The 23,021-nt window shown below is 57.4% G+C and carries 24 protein-coding genes; 15 read left to right on the forward strand and 9 right to left on the reverse strand.

Translation table 11 applies throughout. The features are described from left to right. Nucleotides 1-42 precede the first annotated feature (42 nt). Complete coding sequence (locus ACPYOP_RS05310; RefSeq protein ID WP_481409348.1) at nucleotides 43-930, forward strand: LysR family transcriptional regulator; 888 nt, start codon at nucleotides 43-45, stop codon at nucleotides 928-930. Between the two features lie 43 nt (nucleotides 931-973). Here the strand turns inward: ACPYOP_RS05310 and ACPYOP_RS05315 are convergent, their stop codons facing one another. Beyond that, nucleotides 974-2,005: a DUF1176 domain-containing protein gene (locus ACPYOP_RS05315; protein ID WP_481409349.1), complete on the reverse strand. Its 1,032-nt coding sequence runs from the start codon at nucleotides 2,003-2,005 to the stop codon at nucleotides 974-976. 181 nt (nucleotides 2,006-2,186) lie between these two features. On the opposite strand from ACPYOP_RS05315, the gene ACPYOP_RS05320 reads away from it, so the two are divergent. Both ACPYOP_RS05320 and ACPYOP_RS05325 read left to right on the forward strand, forming a co-directional pair. Then, nucleotides 2,187-3,245 (forward strand): AraC family transcriptional regulator, encoded by a 1,059-nt coding sequence (locus ACPYOP_RS05320; protein WP_481409350.1) that lies wholly within the window; start codon nucleotides 2,187-2,189, stop codon nucleotides 3,243-3,245. Between the two features lie 472 nt (nucleotides 3,246-3,717). Then, nucleotides 3,718-4,125, forward strand: a complete 408-nt coding sequence (locus ACPYOP_RS05325; protein WP_481409351.1) for a hypothetical protein — start codon at nucleotides 3,718-3,720, stop codon at nucleotides 4,123-4,125. Nucleotides 4,126-4,169: 44 nt separating this feature from the next. On the opposite strand, the gene chrA is transcribed toward ACPYOP_RS05325, so the two are convergent. Next, the gene (gene chrA, locus ACPYOP_RS05330) at nucleotides 4,170-5,399 is read right to left on the reverse strand and encodes a chromate efflux transporter (RefSeq protein ID WP_481409352.1); all 1,230 of its coding nucleotides are present in this window, start codon (nucleotides 5,397-5,399) and stop codon (nucleotides 4,170-4,172) included. Next, nucleotides 5,371-5,682, reverse strand: coding sequence for a PadR family transcriptional regulator (locus ACPYOP_RS05335; RefSeq protein WP_481409353.1), 312 nt, complete (start codon nucleotides 5,680-5,682; stop codon nucleotides 5,371-5,373). Before ACPYOP_RS05335 ends, chrA begins: the two co-directional genes overlap by 29 nt. Nucleotides 5,683-5,902: 220 nt before the next feature. Here ACPYOP_RS05335 and ACPYOP_RS05340 point away from each other — a divergent pair, with 220 nt between their 5' ends. The 12 genes from ACPYOP_RS05340 to ACPYOP_RS05395 all read left to right on the forward strand — a co-directional run bounded on the left by ACPYOP_RS05340 (nucleotide 5,903) and on the right by ACPYOP_RS05395 (nucleotide 18,510). Next, on the forward strand, nucleotides 5,903-6,358 hold the full coding sequence (locus ACPYOP_RS05340) for a hypothetical protein (protein WP_481409354.1): 456 nt from the start codon (nucleotides 5,903-5,905) through the stop codon (nucleotides 6,356-6,358). Between the two features lie 669 nt (nucleotides 6,359-7,027). Next, a complete protein-coding gene (locus ACPYOP_RS05345; RefSeq protein ID WP_481409355.1) occupies nucleotides 7,028-7,432 on the forward strand; it encodes a hypothetical protein in 405 nt (134 codons plus the stop codon). A gap of 412 nt (nucleotides 7,433-7,844) precedes the next feature. Next, nucleotides 7,845-8,417 carry a cysteine hydrolase family protein gene (locus tag ACPYOP_RS05350; RefSeq protein WP_481409356.1) on the forward strand — a complete coding sequence of 191 codons (573 nt, stop codon included), beginning with the start codon at nucleotides 7,845-7,847 and terminating at the stop codon, nucleotides 8,415-8,417. A 111-nt stretch (nucleotides 8,418-8,528) separates the two neighbouring features. Then, nucleotides 8,529-8,735 carry a hypothetical protein gene (locus ACPYOP_RS05355; RefSeq protein ID WP_481409357.1) on the forward strand — a complete coding sequence of 69 codons (207 nt, stop codon included), beginning with the start codon at nucleotides 8,529-8,531 and terminating at the stop codon, nucleotides 8,733-8,735. Nucleotides 8,736-9,287: 552 nt separating this feature from the next. Then, on the forward strand, nucleotides 9,288-10,628 hold the full coding sequence (locus ACPYOP_RS05360) for an MFS transporter (RefSeq protein WP_481409358.1): 1,341 nt from the start codon (nucleotides 9,288-9,290) through the stop codon (nucleotides 10,626-10,628). Nucleotides 10,629-10,708: 80 nt separating this feature from the next. After that, nucleotides 10,709-12,595, forward strand: a complete 1,887-nt coding sequence (locus tag ACPYOP_RS05365) for a bifunctional sugar phosphate isomerase/epimerase/4-hydroxyphenylpyruvate dioxygenase family protein (protein ID WP_481409359.1) — start codon at nucleotides 10,709-10,711, stop codon at nucleotides 12,593-12,595. An 83-nt stretch (nucleotides 12,596-12,678) separates the two neighbouring features. Beyond that, nucleotides 12,679-13,350: a TetR/AcrR family transcriptional regulator gene (locus ACPYOP_RS05370; protein ID WP_481409360.1), complete on the forward strand. Its 672-nt coding sequence runs from the start codon at nucleotides 12,679-12,681 to the stop codon at nucleotides 13,348-13,350. Nucleotides 13,351-13,490: 140 nt separating this feature from the next. Beyond that, the gene (locus ACPYOP_RS05375; RefSeq protein WP_481409361.1) at nucleotides 13,491-14,366 is read left to right on the forward strand and encodes a shikimate dehydrogenase; all 876 of its coding nucleotides are present in this window, start codon (nucleotides 13,491-13,493) and stop codon (nucleotides 14,364-14,366) included. A 269-nt stretch (nucleotides 14,367-14,635) separates the two neighbouring features. Beyond that, nucleotides 14,636-14,926 carry a hypothetical protein gene (locus ACPYOP_RS05380; RefSeq protein ID WP_481409362.1) on the forward strand — a complete coding sequence of 97 codons (291 nt, stop codon included), beginning with the start codon at nucleotides 14,636-14,638 and terminating at the stop codon, nucleotides 14,924-14,926. A 62-nt stretch (nucleotides 14,927-14,988) separates the two neighbouring features. Next, nucleotides 14,989-16,173, forward strand: a complete 1,185-nt coding sequence (locus tag ACPYOP_RS05385; RefSeq protein ID WP_481409363.1) for a 2-isopropylmalate synthase — start codon at nucleotides 14,989-14,991, stop codon at nucleotides 16,171-16,173. A 135-nt stretch (nucleotides 16,174-16,308) separates the two neighbouring features. After that, nucleotides 16,309-18,096 (forward strand): thiamine pyrophosphate-dependent enzyme, encoded by a 1,788-nt coding sequence (locus ACPYOP_RS05390; RefSeq protein WP_481409364.1) that lies wholly within the window; start codon nucleotides 16,309-16,311, stop codon nucleotides 18,094-18,096. Nucleotides 18,097-18,279: 183 nt separating this feature from the next. Continuing rightward, nucleotides 18,280-18,510: a helix-turn-helix domain-containing protein gene (locus ACPYOP_RS05395; protein ID WP_481409365.1), complete on the forward strand. Its 231-nt coding sequence runs from the start codon at nucleotides 18,280-18,282 to the stop codon at nucleotides 18,508-18,510. Nucleotides 18,511-18,581: 71 nt separating this feature from the next. Here the strand turns inward: ACPYOP_RS05395 and ACPYOP_RS05400 are convergent, their stop codons facing one another. From ACPYOP_RS05400 to ACPYOP_RS05425, 6 genes are all read right to left on the reverse strand, one after another. Beyond that, on the reverse strand, nucleotides 18,582-19,469 hold the full coding sequence (locus tag ACPYOP_RS05400) for an NADP-dependent oxidoreductase (RefSeq protein WP_481409366.1): 888 nt from the start codon (nucleotides 19,467-19,469) through the stop codon (nucleotides 18,582-18,584). Between the two features lie 127 nt (nucleotides 19,470-19,596). Beyond that, nucleotides 19,597-19,752 (reverse strand): hypothetical protein, encoded by a 156-nt coding sequence (locus ACPYOP_RS05405; RefSeq protein ID WP_481409367.1) that lies wholly within the window; start codon nucleotides 19,750-19,752, stop codon nucleotides 19,597-19,599. Further along, on the reverse strand, nucleotides 19,752-20,093 hold the full coding sequence (locus ACPYOP_RS05410) for a hypothetical protein (protein WP_481409368.1): 342 nt from the start codon (nucleotides 20,091-20,093) through the stop codon (nucleotides 19,752-19,754). The genes ACPYOP_RS05405 and ACPYOP_RS05410 overlap by 1 nt, the downstream gene beginning before the upstream one ends. A 471-nt stretch (nucleotides 20,094-20,564) precedes the next feature. Next, nucleotides 20,565-20,864, reverse strand: coding sequence for a hypothetical protein (locus tag ACPYOP_RS05415; RefSeq protein ID WP_481409369.1), 300 nt, complete (start codon nucleotides 20,862-20,864; stop codon nucleotides 20,565-20,567). A 224-nt stretch (nucleotides 20,865-21,088) separates the two neighbouring features. Beyond that, complete coding sequence (locus ACPYOP_RS05420) at nucleotides 21,089-22,525, reverse strand: CYTH and CHAD domain-containing protein (RefSeq protein ID WP_481409370.1); 1,437 nt, start codon at nucleotides 22,523-22,525, stop codon at nucleotides 21,089-21,091. 257 nt (nucleotides 22,526-22,782) lie between these two features. After that, complete coding sequence (locus tag ACPYOP_RS05425) at nucleotides 22,783-22,932, reverse strand: hypothetical protein (protein WP_481409371.1); 150 nt, start codon at nucleotides 22,930-22,932, stop codon at nucleotides 22,783-22,785. Between the last annotated feature and the right edge of the window lie 89 nt (nucleotides 22,933-23,021).

Raw genomic sequence — 23,021 nt, forward strand, 5'->3', positions numbered from 1 at the left:
TCGATCCTTGACATCAATCGATTGTCGAGTCGGAGATGAGAGATGAAGCGCGAAGACCTGAACGAGATGCTGTGGTTTCTGGCGGTCGCGGAGGAACGGAGCTTTACGAAGGCCGCGGCGAAACTCGGTACGTCCCAGTCCTCGATCAGCCACGCGGTCAAGCGTCTGGAGGCTCGCATGGGACTTCGCCTTTTGACGCGCACAACCCGCAGCGTGGTGCCCACGGATGTGGGAGAGCGGCTTATCCGGTCGCTTGCACCACGACTTGCGGAGATCGAGACCGAAATAGACGAACTCATGGCGTTTCGGGATAAGCCATCCGGCACCGTGCGCATGACGCTTTCGGACCATGCTCTCAACAGCGTCGTCTGGCCGAAGCTGCGTCCCGTCTTGAAGGAGTATCCGGACATAAAGCTGGAGCTGAACATCGATAACGGCTTTCGCAACATCGTGGAAGAAAGGTTCGATGCAGGCGTCCGGCTTGGGGAAAGTCTGGATAAGGATATGATCGCCGCCAGGATCGGCCCCGACTGGCGTCTCGTCGCCGTCGCATCGCCGGAATATCTTTCCGTGCATGGGGCTCCGGGCCATCCGGAGGAGCTTGTCACCCACATCTGCATCAATCACCGACAGGAACGATCGGGTGGCCTCTATGCGTGGGAGTTCGAGAAAGGCGGCAGGGAATTGCGCGTGCGCGTCAATGGGCAGCTGACCTTCAACACTTCATACGCGATGATCGATGCGGCCCTGAGCGGATACGGTATCGCCTACCTGCCGGAAGATCTCGTTCAAGCGTCTATCGCGTCGGGACGTCTGGTTCAGGTTCTGGACGATTGGTCGCCGGTCTTTCCTGGCTATTATCTCTGCTATCCGAGCCGGCGGCAGAATTCGCCCGCGTTCAGGATCATGATCGACGCCCTCCGGCAGTAGTACTTGGGGACGGACATCAGACTGGAGGGACGAGTATTGCCCTTCATCTCGTCCGAAATAGAGTGGGCCAATCTCCAAGCTGGCTGCCGCCGCAGGTTCCCTGATAGGATACTGCCGCCAGCTGAAACTGCGCGCCATCCCATACCCATTCGGCGGTGAGCCCACAATCGCCGACTGAGCGGCCCCTGCCTGCCATCTGCAATAATCCCGTATTCATATCGAAGCCCGGTTCCGTCAGTATTTTCAGTTCGGTTTCGTCACCGCCGAAAGGAAGTTTAGGCTGAAACGGAATAGGAGCACCATTTCCTTTCCGCGGCACGATGAAAGCTAGCGACGATCCTTGATAAGCACCCATGACGCAGGGAATGAATACAAGGGCGTGATCTGCGTCGAGCGGATAAGCTTCCTCCTTCAGATCTTCCATCGATGTATTGATCTGGCATTCTTCCTCCTCAAACACGGCCTTGCCGGAATTTTTTGCTTGCAGGACAAGCTGCTGTTTTTCTGCATCCGATAGGGCGATATCAATCTTTCGACGCGCGAGGATGGGCAAAGCAGGTGCGGCCGCCACGCTCGATGCAGGAGCAGCCCCTTTCTTGATCAAGGCGGTCACATTGCCGATGCGGCCTTGACGATCATCCATATGCAACAGAGCGGCGACCATGCCATCGAGCGGAATGACGGCCTTATCGGCCCCAACCTCCAGCTGGGCGGCGTTGCGTAAGCCGGAAAGCAGTTCCATGACCGCCGCGGGATTGCTGGTCGAGATCGTTGTGAGATTTTCGTCGCGGCTGAGCTGCCAGGCCGATCCAAGATGCAACGATATCCCATCGGCGCGAAAATCGTTCAAGCCGACTGGAAAAGGGACGCCGATCGTCACCTCGGTCACCGCGTCGGGGCCAGCGGCGCGGTGAAAGCGCATGTCGGGACTGCTTATGACGCCATTGTTGAAGCCCTTGGCTTCGCAGGTCAAACCGTTGTCGCATGCGATCAGCCAAGACTTGTAACGATCATAGGAGGGATCCGCCGCCTTTGCCGTGGCGCCCAGAGCGAGGCTCACCAGCAGAAGTGTCATGACGCGCTTGTGGAGATGCTTCATGCAGATTTCCTGACCGATCGCGCCTCGAATAAAGTTCTGATTTCTAATTTAGAAAACGCCTCGAATAAACACTCAATACGTCCAGCCAGTCTATTGCCACAAGCTATGGTTCGCCTATGTTTGCTTCGCGGGCTAAACGAGGGCCGGGATTGCATTCATGGCGCAGACATCGTCCGATCTAATCTACAATTTTTCGACCCTCAATTTTCCCGAGAAAGATCGGTTTCATCTTTGGGTCAAGGACAATCACTGCGACTGCAGGTTACGGGATTTTGAATCCGGTCCATTCGACGCGGAAGCGACTGGTGCAGCACTTGGTCCTCTCATCCTGTCCGGTCGAAGGCTGCTTCACCAAGGCCGACCCCCGGCCTACGAAGTTTTGAGATCCGAGCGGCGTATCAGGGCCGACGGATATGATTTTTACCGATTTACGTCAATTCTGAGTGGTCGCTTCACCTATCGATCAACCAACGCTTCGTCGATCAAGACGGCTGGCGACTTGTTCATACTCGATGCCGCCCAAGTCAATGACTGCCTGGTCGAGGCCGACGATATTATTTCGATTGCCGTTCCGCGGGATTTGTTGCCGAGCCAAACAGCGCTCCTGCACGGGCATACGGTCTCAACTGGCGTCGCCCAGCTCCTGACCGATCATCTCGTTTCGCTGTTGCGCAATCTCACCAGGTTGCGGCCGCAGGAAATCCCCTATGTGGTGCAATCGACACTGCAGCTCCTGACAGCAGTGGTTTCGTCCTCATCCGATGCGATGCAGGAGGCGGCCGGTCCGATACGCGAGCTGTTGCTCGGCCGCATTCTGCGCTACCTGGATGCGCATTTGCTCGAATCCGATCTGACACCGGACCGCATTTGCCGCGACGTCGGGGTCTCGCGTTCGAAGCTTTACCATTTGTTCGAGGGCAATGGCGGCATCATGCGGCAGATACAGCGTAAGCGCTTGCGCCGGGCCTATCAGATGCTGGCGAATCCGAGCGGGCCGAGGCTCCATATAGCGGAGCTTGCCTGGAAACATGGTTTCTCGAACGAGAAGTACTTTTATCGTCTCTTCAAGGCTGAATTCGGCCATACGCCTGGCGAGACGCTGGAAATCATGTCTCGCTCGAATATGATTTCAGCATCGATTGCTCTCCATTCCCGCGAAAAGCCGGTCGACAGCCCCTCGGGCTGGACATTGCCCTTTGGCGTGCCGGGCCGCTAAGTTCGTTTGCTCGAGCATAAGATGTACGAAGGTACACTCGAAATGGACAAACCGGCTGCCATAGATCGTCTTGTCCCATTCAAGCCAATCGCAAAATATCCGGGTACGTTGTCGGTCATATGAAATTCGAGAGGTTGGAACCTGTGTGCACTTGTTATGGACGAGATTGCACAAGATGACCGAGCTGTTGTCGTTGCTCGGGAGAGTTTTACTGCTATCTTCCTGAAATGGAATGGAAATTGGTCAGAAGCCGCAATTCATTTCAAAGCCTCCGCTGAGGTCGTCTCTTCTTCCTCGTCGCGGCTGTTATGCCGCGTTGCGCTTCCCATTCCCGACACGAAGGGAGCAAGCCTTTTCAACGCTATAGGGAACCAAGTGACAGACCGCCGCGCAGTCTCAAAGCTCAGCCGTGACCACGGCATGAGCAATCACGGAAGAATGCATCAGTCATTCGTCAACAGAGGAAATTCCCTTGCGTAAGATCATTTGCGCTTTTGCATTTGTCGCACTCTCATTCACGTCCGCAGCAGCCAGCGTATGTTCGCAGCACTACCAGAGCACTGGCGTTCCCCTAGTCACCGGTGTGACCTATAAGACCTGGATGGAATTCCCTTCCGTCGGTCCTGCCGCTGCCCTCGATAAGGTGTCGAGGGCGGTCCTGGCTGAAGGTTTTGTGGATGTGAATGTCGAAAAACAACTCGGCACGCTGACAGCACAACAGGAAACGACGGGGTCCGGCCGCCCGCAGACCTTGCGCGTCGTCGTCCGGAAGAGCGGCAAGGGCAGCCGCATCGATGCCGTTTTCATGGTGCCGCAGGGACAGGTTGCTCCCAGCATGAGCGACAATCTCTGCCGTGTCGTCAACGCGGTGGCTGAATAAGCGTTACGGCCTTCGTCAAAAGTATTTGGCGATGGCCGCATATCTCAAATGAAAGAGAGGCCGATGCCGCCTGCGCCCATCAGCAGCACCACCACCGACGGTGGCGCGCGCCAGGCGGCAAGCAGCACGAAGCCCGTCAACGCCAGTGCAAAATCATAAGACCGTAGAACCGCGCTGGTCCAAACCGGATTATAAAGCGCTGCGCCAAGGATACCGACGACCGCGGCACTTGCGCCGCGCAAGGCCGCTTGCGCTAGGGAATAGCGACGGAAATCATCCCAGAACGGCAAGGTGCCGACCAATAGCAAAAGTCCAGGCAAGAAGATCCCGACGAGCGCAATCGCCGCCCCGGCGACGCCGTACGTGGGAGGGCCTGTCACGGCGCCGAGATATGCCGCGAAGGTGAACAGCGGCCCTGGGACTGCCTGGGCTGCGCCATAGCCCGCCAGGAACGTGTCGGCATTGACCCAGCCGGTGTCGACCACCTCCGCCTTCAGGAGAGGCAGCACGACATGTCCGCCCCCGAAGACAAGCGCCCCCGAGCGATAGAATGCATCAAACAGGGATAATCCCTGTGACCCGATGATACTGACGGCTGCCGGCAGCAGGCCAAGGAGACAGAAGAAAATCAACAGGCACGAAGCGCCGACCCATCGGGAAACGCCGAAGGAAAAATGGTGGGAATCGGATGATGTCTCGCTACGGCAAAACAGCGTTCCCATGAGCGCCCCTGCCATGATCGCCGCGATCTGGCCGAATGCGCTCGACACAAACACGACGATCAAAACAGCCGCAAGTGCAATGCTCGCGCGCTCCTTGTCGGGTGTCAAATTGCGTGCCATGCCCCAGACGGCCTGGGCGACGACTGCGACGGCAACAATCTTGAGACCATGAAGCAGGCCATTTCCAATCGGTCCGCTGAAGGCCGTCGCCGCCATGGCGAAAGCGACCAATAGAAGCGCGGAAGGTAGTGTAAAGCCAGCCCAGGCGGCAAAAGCGCCCCGAATTCCCCCACGCAACAGGCCGAGAGCAAATCCGACCTGGCTGGAGGCAGGGCCGGGCAAAAACTGGCACAGCGTCACTAGATCGGCATAGCCCTCCTCGCTGATCCATTTTCTGCGTGTGACAAGCTCATTGCGAAAATAGCCCAGGTGAGCAATCGGCCCGCCGAATGAGGTCAGGCCAAGCTTCAGAAAGGTCAGGAAGACCTCACGCGGCGTTCCTCGCGAGTGGCCGGTGGTGGTGTCAGGAATTGTTGCCGTCGACGACTTCACGAAACAGCTCCTTGGCCTTCCCGCGCGCTATTTGCAGAGCTTCCTTTCCATAGGGAGTCGCGTTGTAAATCCTGCGATGGGTACGCCCGACGCGTTCGGTACGCGAGGTGAGATAGCCCTTCTTCTCCATCGAATGAAGCATCGGATAGAGCGTGCCGGCACTGACCTTGTAGCCGTGATGCGCCAGTTCCCCGATCATCCAGAGCCCATGCAGGTCGCCTTCGGCTGCGTGAAAGAGGACGTGAAGCCGGATGAAGCCGGAAAGAAGATCCTGATGTTCCATTCCTCACCATAAAACAATCTCATCCTCGAATTCCGATATCGAGAACCGAGGCTAACAATATCCCGTCGGGTAAGCAACTCAACGACTGCCGGTAAGGCCGTTGATTGAGCTGTTGCTCGTTCGCTTCGACAGACATCGGCAATCTTGAAACCGGAACCTATTTGATCGCACGGCAGTTAGGTTCAACAGGTAAAGGAGAGGGTAGGAATAGGAGAATAACATGTCGAATGTTTCGAGAACGGGAACCGATGATGTCAACAATGCAACGAGCCGCACAAGATTCGGACGATCCGTCGAGAGCAAGGCTCAATTGCAGGATGCAGCTACGCTCTCATTGGCACTCGATGGGACGGAGGCGCTGAATATCTATCGCCTGGAACCCATCGCTGCTCCGGAAGATCCCCGTTGGGACAATGCCCCCAATCAGGGCACGATCATCGTGGCAGCCAGAAGCGCGGGCGATGCGCGCATCGTGGCAGCGGCCAATGAGCTTGACTTTATGGAAGTCGATGCCGCCCCCGCCGAAGATGTAACGACCAGTAATGCAAGCGCGTTTCGAGACGATAAGCTGTATACCGTCATCGAGATCGGCCGCGGCCGAACCGACCTGAAGCGAGGCATATTGGAAGGCGAGGTCTCGGTTGACACGATTCTTCCCACGCAAGTCGACCGCTGATCTTCCACCTCGATGGCAAGTCCGTTCGTATCAGGAGCAGATCGGGTGGCGCAATCAAGTCGTTGGAACAAATCTCTTAAATCGCCGTTGCGCTAGTGGGAATACCCATGCACTGGCGGCCAGCATTCGCTGACCATGTTCTTCCGACTTGATCAGTTGTTAACGGAGCGAAAAATGCCCGACCAAAACGAGTCACCAGCGGTTCAATCCCTGCGGAAAGAGCAGAAGCGGCAAAGGAGCAGGCCGGCAAGCGAGCTTGACAGAGCGCTTGAAGACACTTTTCCGGCCTCAGATCCGGCTTCGGCGACGCATACCTCAGCCCTGGGTGGTATTGTCCTTGAGGATAACCCTGTAGACGCACCAGGGAGTGGCCTTGCGCGCCGCGAGGATCAATCCGGTTCTGACATGGAATCAAGCACCGATCTCGGTACGTTTGGAGTTGGACGGCGAATTCGCGAAAAGCCGATCACTTCCGTTCTGGCAGCTATGGCAATAGGATTTGCTTTCGGAATAACGCGTTGAAGACGCCAGCAGGTGAGCTTCCTGTGGCGAATCTGGATGGCGCCGGAGATAAGCGTCATGCCGAGGGCATTCAAAAGGCGCTGCGCCGGCCCTGTCCGATGCCCCGGTCGACCAAGAGTCGTCCACAATCTCGGGCTCGGGGCGTAATTGGCTTACAACGATTTTTCGCCTTCACTGAGTTTGATCAAGGGCGTGTGGGGACGTTTGACCGGGCCGTTGAACATCGCCGCGATAAAAGGCGATACCGCCGATAATCAGCACGCATCTCACCACCACGATCAGAATGATATATACGATCAATGCGCTGTATTTTCTGTTCTCAGGCGCTGGCATTGTCGTTTTTCCTCGCGATCCATCTCTTTGCATTCCAACATCGACAGCCAGCAAAAGTTCCAGGAGCCCTTCGCCGGCTGCGTGATCCACATACCCACGAAACCGATGGACATGGGCAGAATTCGACAATTCCGGAACATTATCGCATGCCGGCTGTTCGGCTGGCATCGAGATGACAGCGATCGCGATATGGCAGAGCTCGGCTCTGTCAATTCCTAGCAAGACAGTGGGATCAAGCTGAGAGAAGCGCGTCATCCGTCAATAGCGGGGAGACCGCTATGCCTAATCGAACAATCCGGGCGAAAAGAGCAGGGGCGATCCTGCTCACGATGCAAAAGCTCAATCCCGGAGGCTGCTGAAGAGCAGTCGCAATAATGGTGTGGCAAGCGCCAAGCCGACTGTCATGACCGGATCGGATGACGCGACCGTTAACAAAAAGCCTCCCGGCACGACGAAGCCTGAGAAGGATTCGGATCTTAATTATGATCCCCGTGAAATGAACGAGGGCAAGTTTCGCGGCTGATGCCGGCCCCGAGGTGGCTCGAATGGGAGAGTAGATGCGCAAGTCTGGGCCAGATCGGCCGTCTCAACGAAAGCCAAACCCGCCGCGGATCGCTGAAGCGGTATCCGTATGAGGACCTGGCTGCATCTTTGTATCGACATGCAACGCATGTTCTTTGAAGAGACGCCATGGCATGTGCCCTGGATGGCGCGCACTTTGGACCAGGTGACCGAAGTGACGGGCCGGTTTCCCGAGCGTACGATCTTTACCCGCTTCATTCCACCGCCGCGCCCAGACGTTATGTCTGGGAAATGGCGGGATTACTACGAAAAATGGGAAATGATGACGACAAGTCGGCTACCTCGCGATTTGCTGCTGCTTGCCGATCCGCTTCAGCGCTTCGTTCCGCCGGCCCGCATCTTTGACAAGCTCACGTATTCGCCGTGGACTGACGGCCGCCTTCACCGCAATCTTGTTCTTGAACGCATCGACACCCTGGTCATCAGCGGAGGTGAGACGGATGTTTGCGTCATGGCCGCTGCGCTCGGCGCAATCGAGCTCGGATATGGGATCATCGTTTTGGAAGACGCCGTCTGCAGTGGCGATGACGATGCGCATGAGGCCGCGCTTACGCTCTTTAAAAGACGGTTCTCCGTTCAATCTGAAATCATGACGGTGGAGGAGTTTCTGGCCGCCAGATGACGGAAACGACCGCTTCCTTGAATTGCTGCGATCGTCCGCTACATCCGCTTCCATAAGGTCGGAGGAGATCTGCCAATGCCCCATCGCGCTCCCACAGGAAGCGATTGCCGAATGCTCGCGGAAGCTGTGTTGCAATGGTATAGCTTCTATGAAGTGCCGCCGGATGACGAGGCTTCGATTGCCCTCGTCGGTGCGGCTCTCGAATTCTTTCATGATGGTTATCACACGACAGACGATATTGCCGTGATGTTGATCGGCACTTATATCGGCATCTGGCCGACGAAGATCAACGCGCCCACGTCAGCCGCCATTCACTGATCCTGGCGACCACTGTCCTGAGGCGCTACGGAGCGTCCTCCATGTCGAATTGTGCGATACGTCCGGCCATCGAGATCGAATACGGACTGGATCACCTCGACAGCGACAGCACCATCATCGCTTATCCGAATTGCAGCCGGTTCGATATGTGGACTGACGACTGTCCATTGCCGTGTCCAATAATCGCGCACGGCCTCATGCCCGGGGACGTAATCTTCCTCCATGCCGTTCGCCTAGGCGACATCATCGGCAAGCTCGATGAGCCGGCCGTCACGCACATCCTAGCTTCGATGAAGCCGAGTAAGCGACATTCGGATAAAAGCCGGCCGGTTCGATGCGTTGCCGCAAACCATGCAGTGAACCATCGCAAAGCGGCAGAGCTTTACAAAACGAACTAGTTCGTACATTATTGCCCAGAGGAGTGAGGGATGCTGCTTTGGCAGCACCGATGACCGTCAGGATGAACTTGAATGTCCTGCGAGCGAGTGCGGGTAGAACCGATCTCGGTCGCGGCGCTCTTTCGACATCGGAATTCTTCGGGGAGGAACGACAATGACAACACAGGTTGAACATAAGACGCCCAGGCGGGCAGCGCTTGCGAGTTGGCTCGGAAGTGCGGTCGAGTATTATGATTTCTTCGTCTACGGGACGGCGGCCGCGCTGATCTTCCCAAAAATCTTCTTTTCGGCGGAAGATCCGCAAACGGCGGCCATCGCCTCATTCGCGACCTTTGGCGTTGCCTATATCATGCGGCCCCTGGGTGCGGTCGTTCTCGGCCATGTCGGCGACAAGTTCGGCCGCAAGAAGGTGCTGACCTTCACTTTGCTCCTTATGGGCTTTTCGACCTTCATCATCGGTTGCCTGCCGACCTACAATCAGGCCGGCATTCTCGCACCGATTCTTCTGGTTCTGGCACGATTGCTGCAGGGCATTTCGGCCGCAGGCGAACAGGCCGGCGCCAGTTCCATGACGCTCGAGCACGCCCCGGAAAACCGGCGCGCCTTCTTTACCAGCTTCACGCTGAGCGGAACGCAAGCCGGACTGATCCTTGCAACATTGGTCTTCATTCCGCTTGGAAAGCTCGATGAAGCCGCGTTGATGTCCTGGGGCTGGCGCGTGCCCTTCTTTCTGAGCTTTGTGGTGGTGATTGTCGGATTCTGGGTCCGCCGAACGCTCGCTGAAACGCCTGCCTTCCTGGAGGAAACAAAGAAGGGCGAGGTTGCGAAAGTGCCGCTCGTCGCGCTTTTCACCAATTATTGGGCCGATGTCCTTCGCATCGTCTTTGCCGCGTTGATTTCCGTCGTCAGCACCATCTTCAGCGTCTTCACGCTGTCTTATGCGGTCAATACCATGCATATCGATCGCTCGACGATGCTGACCGTCCTGGTGCTTGCAAATATCGTGGCGCTGGGCGCGATTCCCGCATGGGCCACTCTCGCGGATCGCATCGGCCGCAAGCCGGTGTTCATCTTCGGCGCCATCGGCTGCGCGGCGCTGATCTGGCCCTATATCTGGGCAATCAGCCAGAACAACCTCATACTCGTTTTCGTTCTCGGCATTCTGCTCTCAGGCGTGGTCTACAGCGCGTCCAACGGCATCTGGCCGGCGCTCTATGCGGAAATGTTCGATACCCGCGTGCGTCTGTCCGGCATGGCGGTCGGCACCCAGATCGGCTTTGCGCTCGGCGGTTTCGCGCCGACGATCAGTGCCGCCATCATGGGCACCGGGCCGTTGGGATGGGTGCCGGTTGCCGTGTTTACCTCGATCACAGCCTTGATCGCTGCCGTCTCCGCAGCAACCGCAACGGAGACCTACCGGACGCCGATCGATCAACTCGGCAAGGACGGACGAGGTTTTGCAGCCTCGGTTCGCCACGTCGACCGGACGGTCTAGCGGCTGGTCTCCGGGCAGCGATAACGTCTAGCGATCGCGGATGAATTTGTTGAAAATCGCCAAGTGAACGGGATGAAACAATGAAAACCTCGATCGCGACCGTTTCGATCAGCGGTGACCTCAAGGAAAAGCTCCAGGCCATCGCCAAGGCCGGCTTCGATGGCGTCGAAATCTTCGAGAACGACTTCCTCGCCTTCGATGAATCGCCGCGCCAGGTCGGCCGAATGGTTCGGGACCATGGGCTGGAAATTACGCTCTTTCAGCCCTTCCGGGACTTTGAAGGCATGCCTGAACCCTTGCGCAGCCGGACTTTCGATCGGGCCGAACGCAAGTTCGATCTGATGCAGGAAATGGGGACGGACCTTGTTCTTGTCTGCTCGAATGTCTCGTCCGCGGCGCTGGGCGGCATCGACCGCGCTGCGGCCGATTTCTTCGAACTCGGCGAGAGGGCGGCCAAGCGCGGCCTGCGGGTTGGATATGAAGCGCTTGCCTGGGGACGGCATATTCACGATCACCGCGATGCCTGGGAAATCGTCCGCCGGGCCGATCATCCGAATATCGGCCTCATTCTCGACAGCTTCCACACGCTTTCGCGCAAGATCGATGTCAATTCGATCCGGTCGATCCCGAAAGAGAAGATCTTCATCATCCAGCTTGCCGATGCGCCGCTGATCGACATGGATCTTCTCTACTGGAGCCGCCACTTCCGCAACATGCCGGGGGAGGGCGATCTTCCCGTACTCGAATTCATGAAGGCCGTCGCCGCGACGGGTTACGACGGCTATTTGTCGCTGGAAATTTTCAACGATCAGTTTCGCGGCGGCTCGCCGACCGCCATTGCCGTCGATGGCCGGCGGTCGCTCGTCTATCTCGGCGACCAAGTTCGCCGCGCGGAGAACAGCAGCCTCACCTTGCCGCCCATGCCGGCGCGGGCCGACGTGGACGGCATTGCCTTTATCGAATTTACCGTCGACGAAGCCGAGGCGCCCGTTCTTTCTGATCGGCTGCGCGCGCTGGGCTTCCGGCATGTCGGCCGCCACAAGACAAAACGCGTCGATGTCTTCCGACAGGGCGATATCAATCTGGTCGTCAACACCGATCCGGATGGGTTCGCCGGCGCCTCCTATGCTTTGCATGGTCAGTCGGCCTATGCGATGGGATTGTGGGTGGATGATGCTCAGGCTGCGATGGCTCGGGCCGTGGCGCTGGGTGCTGAACGTTTCGAGCAGCCATTGGACCCCGGCGAGATCGAAATGCCTGCCGTCAGAGGCGTTGGCGGCGGCGTTCTCTACTTTCTCGACCGCAAGAGCATGCTCGCGCGCATATGGGAGATCGAATTCGATCCCGTCAACGACGATGCCGATCTACGACCGGTCGGCCTGACGGGGATCGATCATGTTGCGCAGACGACAAAATATGAGGAATTGCTGACCTGGTTGCTGTTTTACACGGCGATATTGAATGCGCATAAGACGCCGATGGTCGATATTATCGATCCTGCTGGGGTCGTTCGCAGTCAGGTCGTCGAAAACGAGCCGGGTAGCTTGCGCATCACGTTGAACGGTGCGGAAAATCGCAATACCTTGGCCGGGCACTTTATCGCCGAGACCTTCGGCTCCGGCATTCAGCATCTCGCCTTTGCAACAGACGATATTTTCGCGGCGGCGGCTGCCTTATCGGATAACGGCTTTGCTACCTTGGTGATCTCGCCCAACTATTACGACGATCTGGAGGCGAGGTTCGGCCTCGAACCGGCCTTCACCGATCGCCTGAAGGCACATAATATTCTCTATGATCGCGACGATCACGGCGAATATTTCCAGCTTTACAGCCCGACCTATGGCGAAGGCTTCTTCTTCGAAATCGTCCAGCGCAGCGGCTATCGCGGATATGGCGCGGCGAATGCCATCTTTCGCATCGCGGCACTCAGGCGTCACCTGCGGCCGATTGGTCTGCCGAAACTTTAGGCTCTCCCCATTCGCGTAAAGCCTGTGTTAAAGCTTTGATCGTCAATGATGGGCAGGGACAGACCCAGGAAGACGGGCAGGGCATGACGAAAGCGCAAGCGGCCAAGATCGAGCGTCTGACGCGAAAGAACGATCCAGACGCGACCAAGGAAAATATTCTGAAGATCGCCACGGAGGAATTCGTTGCAGCCGGTTTTTCCGGTGCGCGCGTCGATGAGATCGCCGAGCGCACCAAGACGTCCAAACGCATGATCTATTATTATTTCGGCAGCAAGGAAGGGCTCTATCTCGCCGTTCTCGAGCAAGCCTATACGAAGATCCGCACGCTCGAGAGCGAACTCGATCTCGAAAACATGCCGCCCATTCAGGCGATGGCGCAATTGATCGCAAGCACCTTCGATCATGATGATCAGAATCCGGATTTCGTGCGCCTGGTCAGCATCGAAAACATCCATCGTGCCGAGCATATGAAGCGTTCGGTCGTCCTGTCGCAGATGAATATCGCAGTCATCGATACTATTACGGATATCCTCGAACGAGGCTATGCCGACGGCAGCTTCGTCCGCCGGGTGGATCCGGTCGATCTGCACATGATGATCAGCGCCCAGTGCTTCTTTCGCGTCTCCAACCGCCACACCTTCGGGGCGATCTTCGAGCGTGACCTCTCCTCGGAAGAGCTGAAGAAGCGGCACAAGTCTTTGATCATCGACGCCATTCTTGCCTTTCTGAGACATCCTTCCTCCGAAATAGCCTGACGCGCTTGGAGTCGTCCGGTTTGCGGCTGGGGATTTTCCCGGGGCGGGGAAACACGTCTCGCATTGACTTTACGTACTAGTTCGTACATTTTGCGGGCAAGCCTGTGGCATGGCTTTGATCTGCCACTCGGGAGGAGAGATTGAATACTCAAGCCGCCATTATCCCGCGCCAGCTTCATGTTGGATTGATCGGTGCTGGCATAGGCCGCTCGCTGACGCCGGCCATGCACATGCGTGAGGGCGAGCATTGTGGCCTGTCCTATCGGTACGATTTGATCGACCTGGATGTGCGCGGTCTCTCCGTGTCGGACCTGCCGGCTCTCATCGACGAGGCCGAGGCGCAAGGCTTTGCCGGTCTCAACATCACCCATCCCTGCAAACAGGCGGCCGTCGCCCTGATGGATGAGCTGTCGCCCGATGCTCAGACGCTGCGATCCATCAACACGGTCGTTTTCCAAGGAAGCCGCAGGATCGGCCACAATACCGATTGGTGGGGGTTCGCCGAAAGCTTCCGGCGCGGGCTGGCCGGCGTTTCGCTTGATCACGTCGTGCAGCTGGGCGCGGGCGGCGCCGGTGTTGCCGTTGCCCATGCGGTGGCTGGGATGGGGGCACGTTCAATCGAGATATTCGATTTGGATCCCTTGCGCGCAAAGGCACTCGTGGATCAGCTGCAGCCGGCACACGACACTTGCACCTTCTCGGTTGGCCGTGATCTGGCCGCGGCCCTGGATTCTGCCGATGGCCTGGTTCACGCAACACCGACCGGCATGGCCGCGCATCCTGGCTTGCCGCTCGACGCGGAACTTCTATCGGATCGCCTCTGGGTCGCCGAGATCGTCTATTTCCCGATCGAAACCGAATTGGTGACGCTTGCAAGGAGAAAAGGATGCCGCGTTCTCGACGGCGGCGGCATGGCGGTATTCCAGGCGGTGAAGGCTTTCGAACTGTTCACCGGCATCCGTCCGACGGCGGAGCGCATGATGCAGCACTTCAATTCGCTGCGCTCCATGATCTGATGACCGCATGGCCTCGTGACGCCCCGTGGCTAAACCCGCTCACTTCCGGCAGTTTTGCTCCGAGCTTGCTAAGCTTGTTGGCGGCGCACCTTGGCGCCACCCTCGCAATATCATTGAAATACCAGCTGCTGGAAGCAAGTGTGGCAAAGCGGCTACAGCGGCCGCTGCCTAAGCAGAAAACCGTAATTTCCTAAACATAGTCCATAGTTTTCTAAAATACCGCCGTCACGAATGCAGCCATCCTCGCTGTAGTAACCATTCGGTGCGCTATGGACACTCAACTCGCAGGTTTTGAAATCTTTGCTCCGAAAATCGATGTGGTCTGGCCCGCCTTGCAACGGCAATATGCCAGCCGCCTGACCGGTACGGAAATCGATCATCTATTTGCCTGCCGCGCCCTGGTAGGGACCGTGCTCCCTTCCGATCGCGCCCATGTTGCATTCATTCCATTCCGGAGCCGGACCAAACAGAATCAGATCCGACAGGACTTGCATCACGTGATGGATTTCGCCGCCGGCGAAATGCGCCCGAAGCGTCGATCACCCGTGACTTGCGTGTAATGCATACAGCTAACCCTTACGAATTCGGCAATGCCGATACTTCAATCGATCGGGAGAGTCGCATGAACACTGAAAAGATCATTATCTTTGACACCACCTTGCGTGACGGCGAGCAAAGCCCCGGCATCAACCTCGATGCCGGTGAAAAGGTCGAGATTGCGCTTATGCTCGAAGGGCTGAAGGTCGACGTGATCGAGGCCGGCTTTGCCGTTTCCAGTCCCGGCGAATTCGACGCCATCAAAGCCGTGGCGCGCGTCGTCAAGGATAGTACGATTTGCAGCCTGAGCCGCGCGGTCGAGCGCGACATCGACCTGACGGCGGAGGCGGTTTCCGGTGCGGCGTCGTCTCGTATCCATATCGTGCTGGCAACCTCGCCCATTCACATGAAATACAAGTTGCAGATGACACCGGAAAATGTGCTCGAACATGCCGTTCGCGCCGTGATCCACGCGCGACGTTATTCCGATGATATCGAGTTTTCCTGCGAGGACGCGAGCCGGTCGGAGCCGGAGTTTCTTGCCCGTTTCGTGGAACAGGTGATCAGAGCCGGTGCGACCACCGTCAGTCTGCCTGATACGGTCGGCTACGCCACGCCGCACGAATACGGCAAGCTATTCACCTATCTGCGCAATGTCGTACCGAACGCCGACAGGGCCGTGTTCTCCGCCCATTGTCACAATGATCTGGGTATGGCTGTTTCCAATTCGCTCGAAGCGACCAGGCAGGGCGCGCGCCAGATCGAATGCACGATCAACGGGATTGGCGAGCGAGCGGGCAATGCGTCGCTTGAAGAGATCGTCATGGCGCTGCATACCCGCGAGGATTTCTTCCGATGCCAGACATCGGTCGAAACCCGCCGATTGACTGCTGCCTCCCGGCTCGTCTCGGAGATCACGGGTTTCGTTGTGCAGCCTAACAAAGCGATCGTCGGCAAGAATGCCTTCTCGCACCAATCAGGCATTCACCAGGATGGCATGTTGAAGAACCCGTTGACCTATCAGATCATGACGGCGGCGGAGGTCGGCGCCGACGAGTATCGGCTGGTGCTCGGAAAGAATTCGGGTCGTAACGGTTTTCGCATGTGCATGCGCTCGCTGGGCGTCGAGTTCAGTTCCGATGCCGATCTTGATCTCGCTTTCTCCCGTTTCAAGGATATCGCCGATCGGAAGGCATCGCTTTGCGACGAGGATCTTCTGGCGACGGTTGCGGGCATGGAAGCGTTCTCCCTGGAAAAACGCATCGCATAATTCTACCCCAGAACATGTAAGCGGGATCGGCTGTGTGTCGGAACCGTGCTTCCTCCAGGCCTGACCGGTCTGAGGAAACGCACGTCGATAGTTTGCAGAACTCAAGAACGAAGGTCATAGCGAAGAGGCGAGCCAATGACGGTGAATCTTGTAGTCGAAACGGCGGGTGACGTTCGGGTCGCCAAGCTGAAAACAGGGCCGAAAACAGGATATGAATTCCTGATCGACACGCTTGCGACCTGGCATGTGCGCCATTATGCCGGTGTCACAGGGGGAGGGGTCATCCATTTGCTCAAGCATCTCGAGCCGATGGTCGTCCCCGACGACGGGACCGAACGCCCGGTTTTCTTCAATATCGGCGAATACGTCGCCGGCTTCATTCCCCTGGGATATTATCTGGCGAGCGGGAAAATCAGTGCAGCCATTGCAACGACCGGGGCCGCAACGCGGTTGCTGACCTGCGGCCTGAGTGATGCGAAATTGCACAATATTCCCGCAATCTACCTCATTCCTCTCAGTCCGGCGGATACGCGACACCGTGCACCGTTGCAGGATACGAGCCCGGAGGGTGCCGGCGTCGTGGCTCAGTTGCAGGCCGAGCTACCATCAGGCACATTCGTCTTGAATGATCCAGACCATATCGAGGAACAACTTGAGCAGGCCCGCAAACATCTCGATCAGGGCTCGCCCGTTGCTCTTCTGATGCCGCCGGAGGCACTCGGAAAGATGGTGCCTGAGCTAGCCTATACGCCTTGGCGCGGAGACTACATCAATAAACCGAACAGGATCGACCAGGAGTCGCTCGCCAATTTCTTGGCCGAATTCCCAGGGCAATCGGCTGGGCGCCGGGTAATTGTGCTCGCCGGGGAAGAGGCGGCCATGTATCCGGACATGCCTGCACTCACCACACGTTTGTGCCAGGTATTGCAGGCCCCGATCGTCTGGAGCATTAACGGGGCGAATGCGGTGGCGCGCGACAATAGCCTCGGTTTCGGCTATCTGGGGTTCGGCGGCAATGATCGCGCAACGCAGCTCTGGAGAAGCCTCGGTCCTGACGATATCGTCATTACCCTCGGGTTTTGCCCTGACGAATATACCCTTAATTTTTCTGACATACCTGCCCATACGACATGGAATTTCACCAATCTGACCGCGCCATACGGCAGTGTCGGAGGCGAGTTTCGGCATCGTGTGCGCGGCGACTATTTCGATGTTCGAGGGCCAATCGATCAAGTTCTGAGCGAAGCGATCGGCCTGCTCGAGGATATCAGACCGCCGCGCCCCCCGGCACCGGCTTTTGTGGCTGATCTCAATGATCGCAAGATCATGCCGCCGCGCAACGGGACGATCGATATTGCCCGATTTTATCAGGAGCTTGATCGTCAATGGCAGCCCGGAAGCGTTGCATTCGATGATGTGTGCCTTGCCTACAAAGATCGTCAGTATGTCACGCAGCGCCCGCATCCGAACGTCCGTTTCCATTCGCTTTATCGCGGTTCGGCAATGGGCGGAGCATTCGGCGCGGCTATCGGCGCAAAGCTTGCAAAACCGGACGCGACGGTCTTCGCTTTTACGGGCGATGGCTGCTTCCGGTTGATTGCCGGATGCCTGGCCGAAGCGCGATCATTGGGGATCGTCCTGTTCGTGCTGGACAACGGCGCACTCGGCATCATGGTGCAGGGCCTGCCCGTGGTTATTCCAGACTATTCATCCTCCCGCTACCACAGCGATCTGCACCGCATCGACTTTGGATCGATGGCGCGCGCCTGCGGCTGGGAAAGCCGCAGGCTGATGCCGGATCTGAGTAATCTGGCCGAGATCATGCGTGAAAGCTATAGTCCCGGTCACCCATCGATCCTGGTTGAGGTACCCGTCGATGCGGAGCAGGTGGTGGGACAAAACCCACGGGCTAACAATCTCTAGCATGCGAGAGACAATGGGGAAGCAGCCGCAAAGGGCGTCGCCGGCAATTGGCGCATGGTTCTGCCTATTGGCGGTCTGGCGTCATGAAATTGGCTAGCTCCAGTACTGCTTATATAGGAATTTACTTAGTCCAAGGCGAACGCCATTCTTTCTGTCGATAGCGATCTAAAGGAGGGTGTCACGATGCCTGTTAATGGGGAGCTTTTCGAAACGGCGGCCGGGAAACATGCGGTCTCTCTTGGCATTATCCCTTTAGGCCATCCATCTGTCGCCGCGACGAGACACAAATCCGAAAATATAATGCGTCTAAAGGCTGATGGCAGATCCGCCGATGATATCGCAAGAGAAGCTGGCGTCAGCCGATCGACGGTGATTAGAATTTTGCGCTATGTCGAAAGAGCTGCTGCCAGCTAACACCGCCTCAATCGCCCACTGGCCAACTCTACGTCGACGATCGTCTCATCGGCCGTACCGTTCATTCTCACTCAGTTCAGCACTTTCAGGACGACTTTGCCTCGGATGTGATCTTCTTGAAGCGCCTTTTGTGCCGCCGCTGCGTCACGAAGCCCGAAGGTGCGATCGACGCGGACCTTTACCTTGCCGCTATCGATGAGTTTGGCGATCTTCTGGAGCTGGGCGCCGTTCGGCTGCGCGGTGTAGCGGCCGGTCCTGATGCCCTGGGCCCCGGCTCGCTGTTTATTGGGTTCCGTCAGGGTGGAAATCAAGGCGCCGCCGTTTTTGATGACCGAAAAGCTTCGTTCCTGTGTCTCGCCGCTCACGAGATCGAAGACGAGATCGACCGGTTCGACCATGGTCTCGAAGCGCTCTGACTTATAGTCGATGATCTGATCGGCGCCCAAGCCACTCAGGAAGTCCCGGTCAGCCGCGGAAGCCGTGGTTGCCACCCAAGCACCCCTGGCTTTGGCGAACTGAATTGCAAGATGGCCGACACCGCCGGCGCCGCCATGGATGAGAACGCGCTGGCCGGCTTCCAGCTTGCCGTGATCGAAGAGACCTTGCCATGCCGTGATGCCCGCAAGCGGCACCGCCGCGGCTTCAACGTGGTCCAGAGACCCGGGCTTCATAGCGATTTCGTCCGATTTTGCGATCACGAATTCTTCGTAGCCGCCGTGATCCGGTGCCAGAAAGGCGAAGACCTCGTCACCCATCAGAAAACTTGAAACCGACTGGCCCGCATCGGCAATTTCGCCGCTTACGTCGCGACCGAGCACATAAGGGAAGTCTTTCTCCGTGACGACGGGATATTTGCCCTCGCGCATCTTCGCATCGACCGGATTGACGCTCGCGGCAAAGACCTTGATGACGACTTCGTCGGTTGCTGGTATCGGTTGCTCGATTTGGTCGAGTTGCATGACCTCCGGCCCGCCAAAACGATGAATTCGTACGGCTTGCATCGTTGAATCTCCTTGCTGATTAAATCTCAGAACCGCATCTGCCGATGAGACATCGAGGCATATTCGTGTCACAAGAGCGATGCAATCAAAGCCCGTCGCGGCGCTTCGCAGCCTCCTGGAAAAGCGAGATTTCTCTCCTTTTCTCGAGCACATAATCGACATAGCCGATGCAAGCGCAAACAAGCAGGCTACTGCTTGCGGCAAGTATCATCAGCAATCCGATCACGATCACCATCGTCATCATCGGCACTCGATTGAACCGCAACCGAACAAGCCACTGTGCCGGAAGTTCCCAAAGCGGGAGATACGAAGAATAAGTGATCCGAAAGCGCTCATGCCCTTTTCAGATATCGCCATGCCGCCACACACGCTGATGAGAAGAGCGGCGTAGACGAGATTGTAGGCATCGACGACCCATTGCAACTGTGTCACCGAAGCCGCGAGGCTCTTGCCGAGCGGTTGAACCGCGAGATTGATGACCGATGTGTCGACCTGCGCAACGATCACGCCCAGGCAAAGAACGGTGAGTGAGGCGGGATGCAGTTTCGGAAGTGATTTCTCGCATTGCTCGATCGAATGCATGGCATTTCCTCTCGGAAGCAAACGTAGCGCAATTGAATTGGTTCACTTCGCAGGAGATCCGATCCGCGCGCCGGAACAAATGGCCGTGGCCGCCGTTCAATTAAGGAGATGTTGAAAGGCCATGCTCGGTCGGCGGCGCGAATGCTCGCGACAGCAATCCCGGGCGCGGAGTTGACAATGAACCACAAATCCAAGGAAGAGCCAGACATCCGCACAACACCGGCATCCCGACGCAGGGCCGGTTCTTCTTTGATCGCCTGGATAGCGGCGCTGATCTTCGCTTTGTTTGCGGGTGCGCTTTTGATGAAATCGGAAAAGCAGCTGGGCACGGATGCAGGCACGGATAGCGTGACGACATCCACGACATCGGCGCCGCCGACAAAAAACGAGACTGCGCCAACGCCATCAAGCAGGCAGGATGCGCCTGAAACTCCCGCTCGTTCCGATAATAGTTCGCAGCCGTAATTTTCATCAGAATGCCTGGTGCTGAATGTCGACCACCTGGGTCAAGATCGACATCTCTGTTTCCGAATGCCGCACTGTGGTCGCGTTGATTTCATCCAATGCGTGCCGATGTAGAAGAGCAAACAACGCATCGTTCATGTTCGGGCCATTGAAGATATCGGGATCGTCACAGGCAACGTTGATGGTCCGCTCCACCACGCGGTTTACAGCCGTTTCGCTGACGAGAAACCCGCGCGCCCAATTTCTCAGCACGGCGCGGAGCGTCGGATCTTTTGGGAGTTTTGCTGGTTTCAGGAAGATCATCATGCTCATCCAGTCCTTGCAGGCGGGAGCACGTATCAACCCTCAGTCGTCACCGCCTACGCGATCAGTTGGCAACGATAATACTCCTTCATGGACCGGAGTCCAAGTCGAATGCGATGGCAAGCAACGATGACGGATCCCGCGATCGAAACGCTGCGGTCACGAGCCTCAAAAGCCGACAATCGTGCAGCAAAACGGCAACGCTAAAGCCGCAATTGCAAGCGCACCTATCGCCAGAACCGCTTGGTGTCGAGGACGTCGTCGAGGGCCGCCTGCGCCGCCGCGATCAATGATCCCTTGTCGGCGTGCAGGATGACCGATGTGGCCTCGGGGTGATCTAGCAGGCCATGCTTGTTCAGCACGCTGGGGCCGGTTGCCAGGTCGTTCAGCGCTCCAAGCTGGTCCTGCAATTCTCCCATGGCCTTGATGAAACGCTTGTGGCGACGAGCCTTCTTTTGGTCGGCGAACAATGATTTGAAGAATTCCGCGGCGTAGCGCAGCTTTTTGGCATCCTTCCTCGCCTCGTGCCGCTGCTCGTCGTCGACATGTGCGAGATCGCGGCCGTGCTTCTTCAGCTTTTTCCGCATCTTGTCGAGCGCTTCGACCGCCTGTTCGGCGATCGTCTTGTCTTTCGCCGGTCCATCCAGATAAGCGCCCGTGTGCAGCCATTCATGGAAATCCAGCATCAGCGCTCTGGCGCGGGGTGATCTCAGCGCTTTCTCGACCTCGTCATAGGCCGCCTCGCGAACCTCCTGCAGCCTGTCAGCAAAATCCCCGTCTTTCGCTTTCGGCAAAAGCACGTCGATGTTGCGGGCCTCGCCCAACACGCCTGCCAGCCAGCGGAATTCGTCGGATAATCGACGGGCTTCATCGTCCAGGAGCGGCTTAAAGAGTGAAATCGCGGATCGCAACCGCCGCATCGCGACGCGTGCCTGGTGAAGCGCTTCCGCGCTTCTTCGGTGCAGCAGCACGGTTTCGTTCAATCGAAATTGCCGAAAACAGGCTTGTGTTATTGCCTGAAATCCGTCCACAGCGCTCGACCGCCACTCCAGGTCGATCTCCGCTGATTTATGCACATGTTGCGCCGCGGCCAGCAGCCGATAGCCGCGCTCGGCCTTGGAGTAGACGCCGAACTTGAATGGAACGATCGCCTCGATCTTGCGTGCGAGAGCAAACAAATCCTTCGGATCGCCGTCCTTCAATTCCAGCTCTATCTCGCAGATAGGCGCCTGCCGATCAGCCTCCGCAGCCGTGCCGCGATCGGCGGCGAGCTCGATCTTGGAGCCGTTCTCGACCAGGTTCCAGATCCGGCGGTCGATGGAAACCTCGAACTGGGGAAAGAGATCTTCCCGGATGTCGCCGAACTGATTGAGAAGAGGGCTCGTATGGTCGAGGGCTGGGACGTCCGCCTCGACGGCGGTCTCCCATTCCGACCGTGCGAACAGCGACGCGCTGGGGCCGGTTGCCTTCACCGTCTGCGTCCTCGCGGCACCGGAACGGCGGATCCGGAGTGTGAAACCTGCGTCGAACAGCCTGCGGTCGTCCGTGTCGAAATAAACCGAATGCTGCTCGACCGTCTCGGCGGGTTCGCCAAGCAGATCCGACGCGACGAGGCTGTCCATCTCCAAATGCGACAGATCAAGCTTCAGTTCGATTTCAGCCACCTTGATGCTCCCTATGCCCTATATGATCAGTGGAACGGTTTCGTAGTAGGGATAGTTCAATCGTTTCACATCCAGATGAAAGCACGCTTTCTCCGCAAGATCACCGTCTAGCGTGATGAAATCGACTGAAAGCAAACGTGGGACCACGATAAAATCGGTGAAACGGCCAAAGGCTCGCCCTCGATTATCGCGAGTTTTTTTCGCGGAGCATCATCGGCAGGCCCGCTGCTCCGGGCCGCCGTTTCGTTGGCAGCCGACTAATGGTGCTTGAAATATTGCACCTCGCGCTCATGCTTTTCGGCAGCCTCGCGGCTTTTGAAGGTGCCGAGATTCCTGCGCTTGTTTGTCTTCGGATCGACCTTGCGCGAGTAGAGCCGGTATTCGCCGGATTTCAGTTTGCGGATCATAGCCATATTCTCCGATTAAAGGGATTTAATCCTCACAAGCCCGTTCTGGTTCCAATGGAATCGATCGGCGCAATGCGGTTGCCATCCGC

The organism is Rhizobium sp. KNZ2-6A, from assembly GCF_056755475.1.

Coding starts and splice junctions, on each gene's coding strand:
- ACPYOP_RS05355 (WP_481409357.1), top strand. CDS start 8,529: ATGCTCGCGGAAGCTGTGTTGCAATGGTATAGCTTCTATGAAGTGCCG.
- ACPYOP_RS05425 (WP_481409371.1), bottom strand. CDS start 22,932: ATGATCCGCAAACTGAAATCCGGCGAATACCGGCTCTACTCGCGCAAG.
- ACPYOP_RS05385 (WP_481409363.1), top strand. CDS start 14,989: ATGAACACTGAAAAGATCATTATCTTTGACACCACCTTGCGTGACGGC.
- ACPYOP_RS05415 (WP_481409369.1), bottom strand. CDS start 20,864: ATGATGATCTTCCTGAAACCAGCAAAACTCCCAAAAGATCCGACGCTC.
- ACPYOP_RS05405 (WP_481409367.1), bottom strand. CDS start 19,752: ATGACGATGGTGATCGTGATCGGATTGCTGATGATACTTGCCGCAAGC.
- ACPYOP_RS05380 (WP_481409362.1), top strand. CDS start 14,636: ATGGACACTCAACTCGCAGGTTTTGAAATCTTTGCTCCGAAAATCGAT.
- ACPYOP_RS05395 (WP_481409365.1), top strand. CDS start 18,280: ATGCCTGTTAATGGGGAGCTTTTCGAAACGGCGGCCGGGAAACATGCG.
- ACPYOP_RS05390 (WP_481409364.1), top strand. CDS start 16,309: ATGACGGTGAATCTTGTAGTCGAAACGGCGGGTGACGTTCGGGTCGCC.
- ACPYOP_RS05350 (WP_481409356.1), top strand. CDS start 7,845: ATGAGGACCTGGCTGCATCTTTGTATCGACATGCAACGCATGTTCTTT.
- ACPYOP_RS05320 (WP_481409350.1), top strand. CDS start 2,187: ATGGCGCAGACATCGTCCGATCTAATCTACAATTTTTCGACCCTCAAT.
- ACPYOP_RS05400 (WP_481409366.1), bottom strand. CDS start 19,469: ATGCAACTCGACCAAATCGAGCAACCGATACCAGCAACCGACGAAGTC.
- ACPYOP_RS05335 (WP_481409353.1), bottom strand. CDS start 5,682: ATGGAACATCAGGATCTTCTTTCCGGCTTCATCCGGCTTCACGTCCTC.
- ACPYOP_RS05365 (WP_481409359.1), top strand. CDS start 10,709: ATGAAAACCTCGATCGCGACCGTTTCGATCAGCGGTGACCTCAAGGAA.
- ACPYOP_RS05315 (WP_481409349.1), bottom strand. CDS start 2,005: ATGACACTTCTGCTGGTGAGCCTCGCTCTGGGCGCCACGGCAAAGGCG.
- ACPYOP_RS05310 (WP_481409348.1), top strand. CDS start 43: ATGAAGCGCGAAGACCTGAACGAGATGCTGTGGTTTCTGGCGGTCGCG.
- ACPYOP_RS05370 (WP_481409360.1), top strand. CDS start 12,679: ATGACGAAAGCGCAAGCGGCCAAGATCGAGCGTCTGACGCGAAAGAAC.
- ACPYOP_RS05360 (WP_481409358.1), top strand. CDS start 9,288: ATGACAACACAGGTTGAACATAAGACGCCCAGGCGGGCAGCGCTTGCG.
- ACPYOP_RS05410 (WP_481409368.1), bottom strand. CDS start 20,093: ATGCATTCGATCGAGCAATGCGAGAAATCACTTCCGAAACTGCATCCC.
- ACPYOP_RS05340 (WP_481409354.1), top strand. CDS start 5,903: ATGTCGAATGTTTCGAGAACGGGAACCGATGATGTCAACAATGCAACG.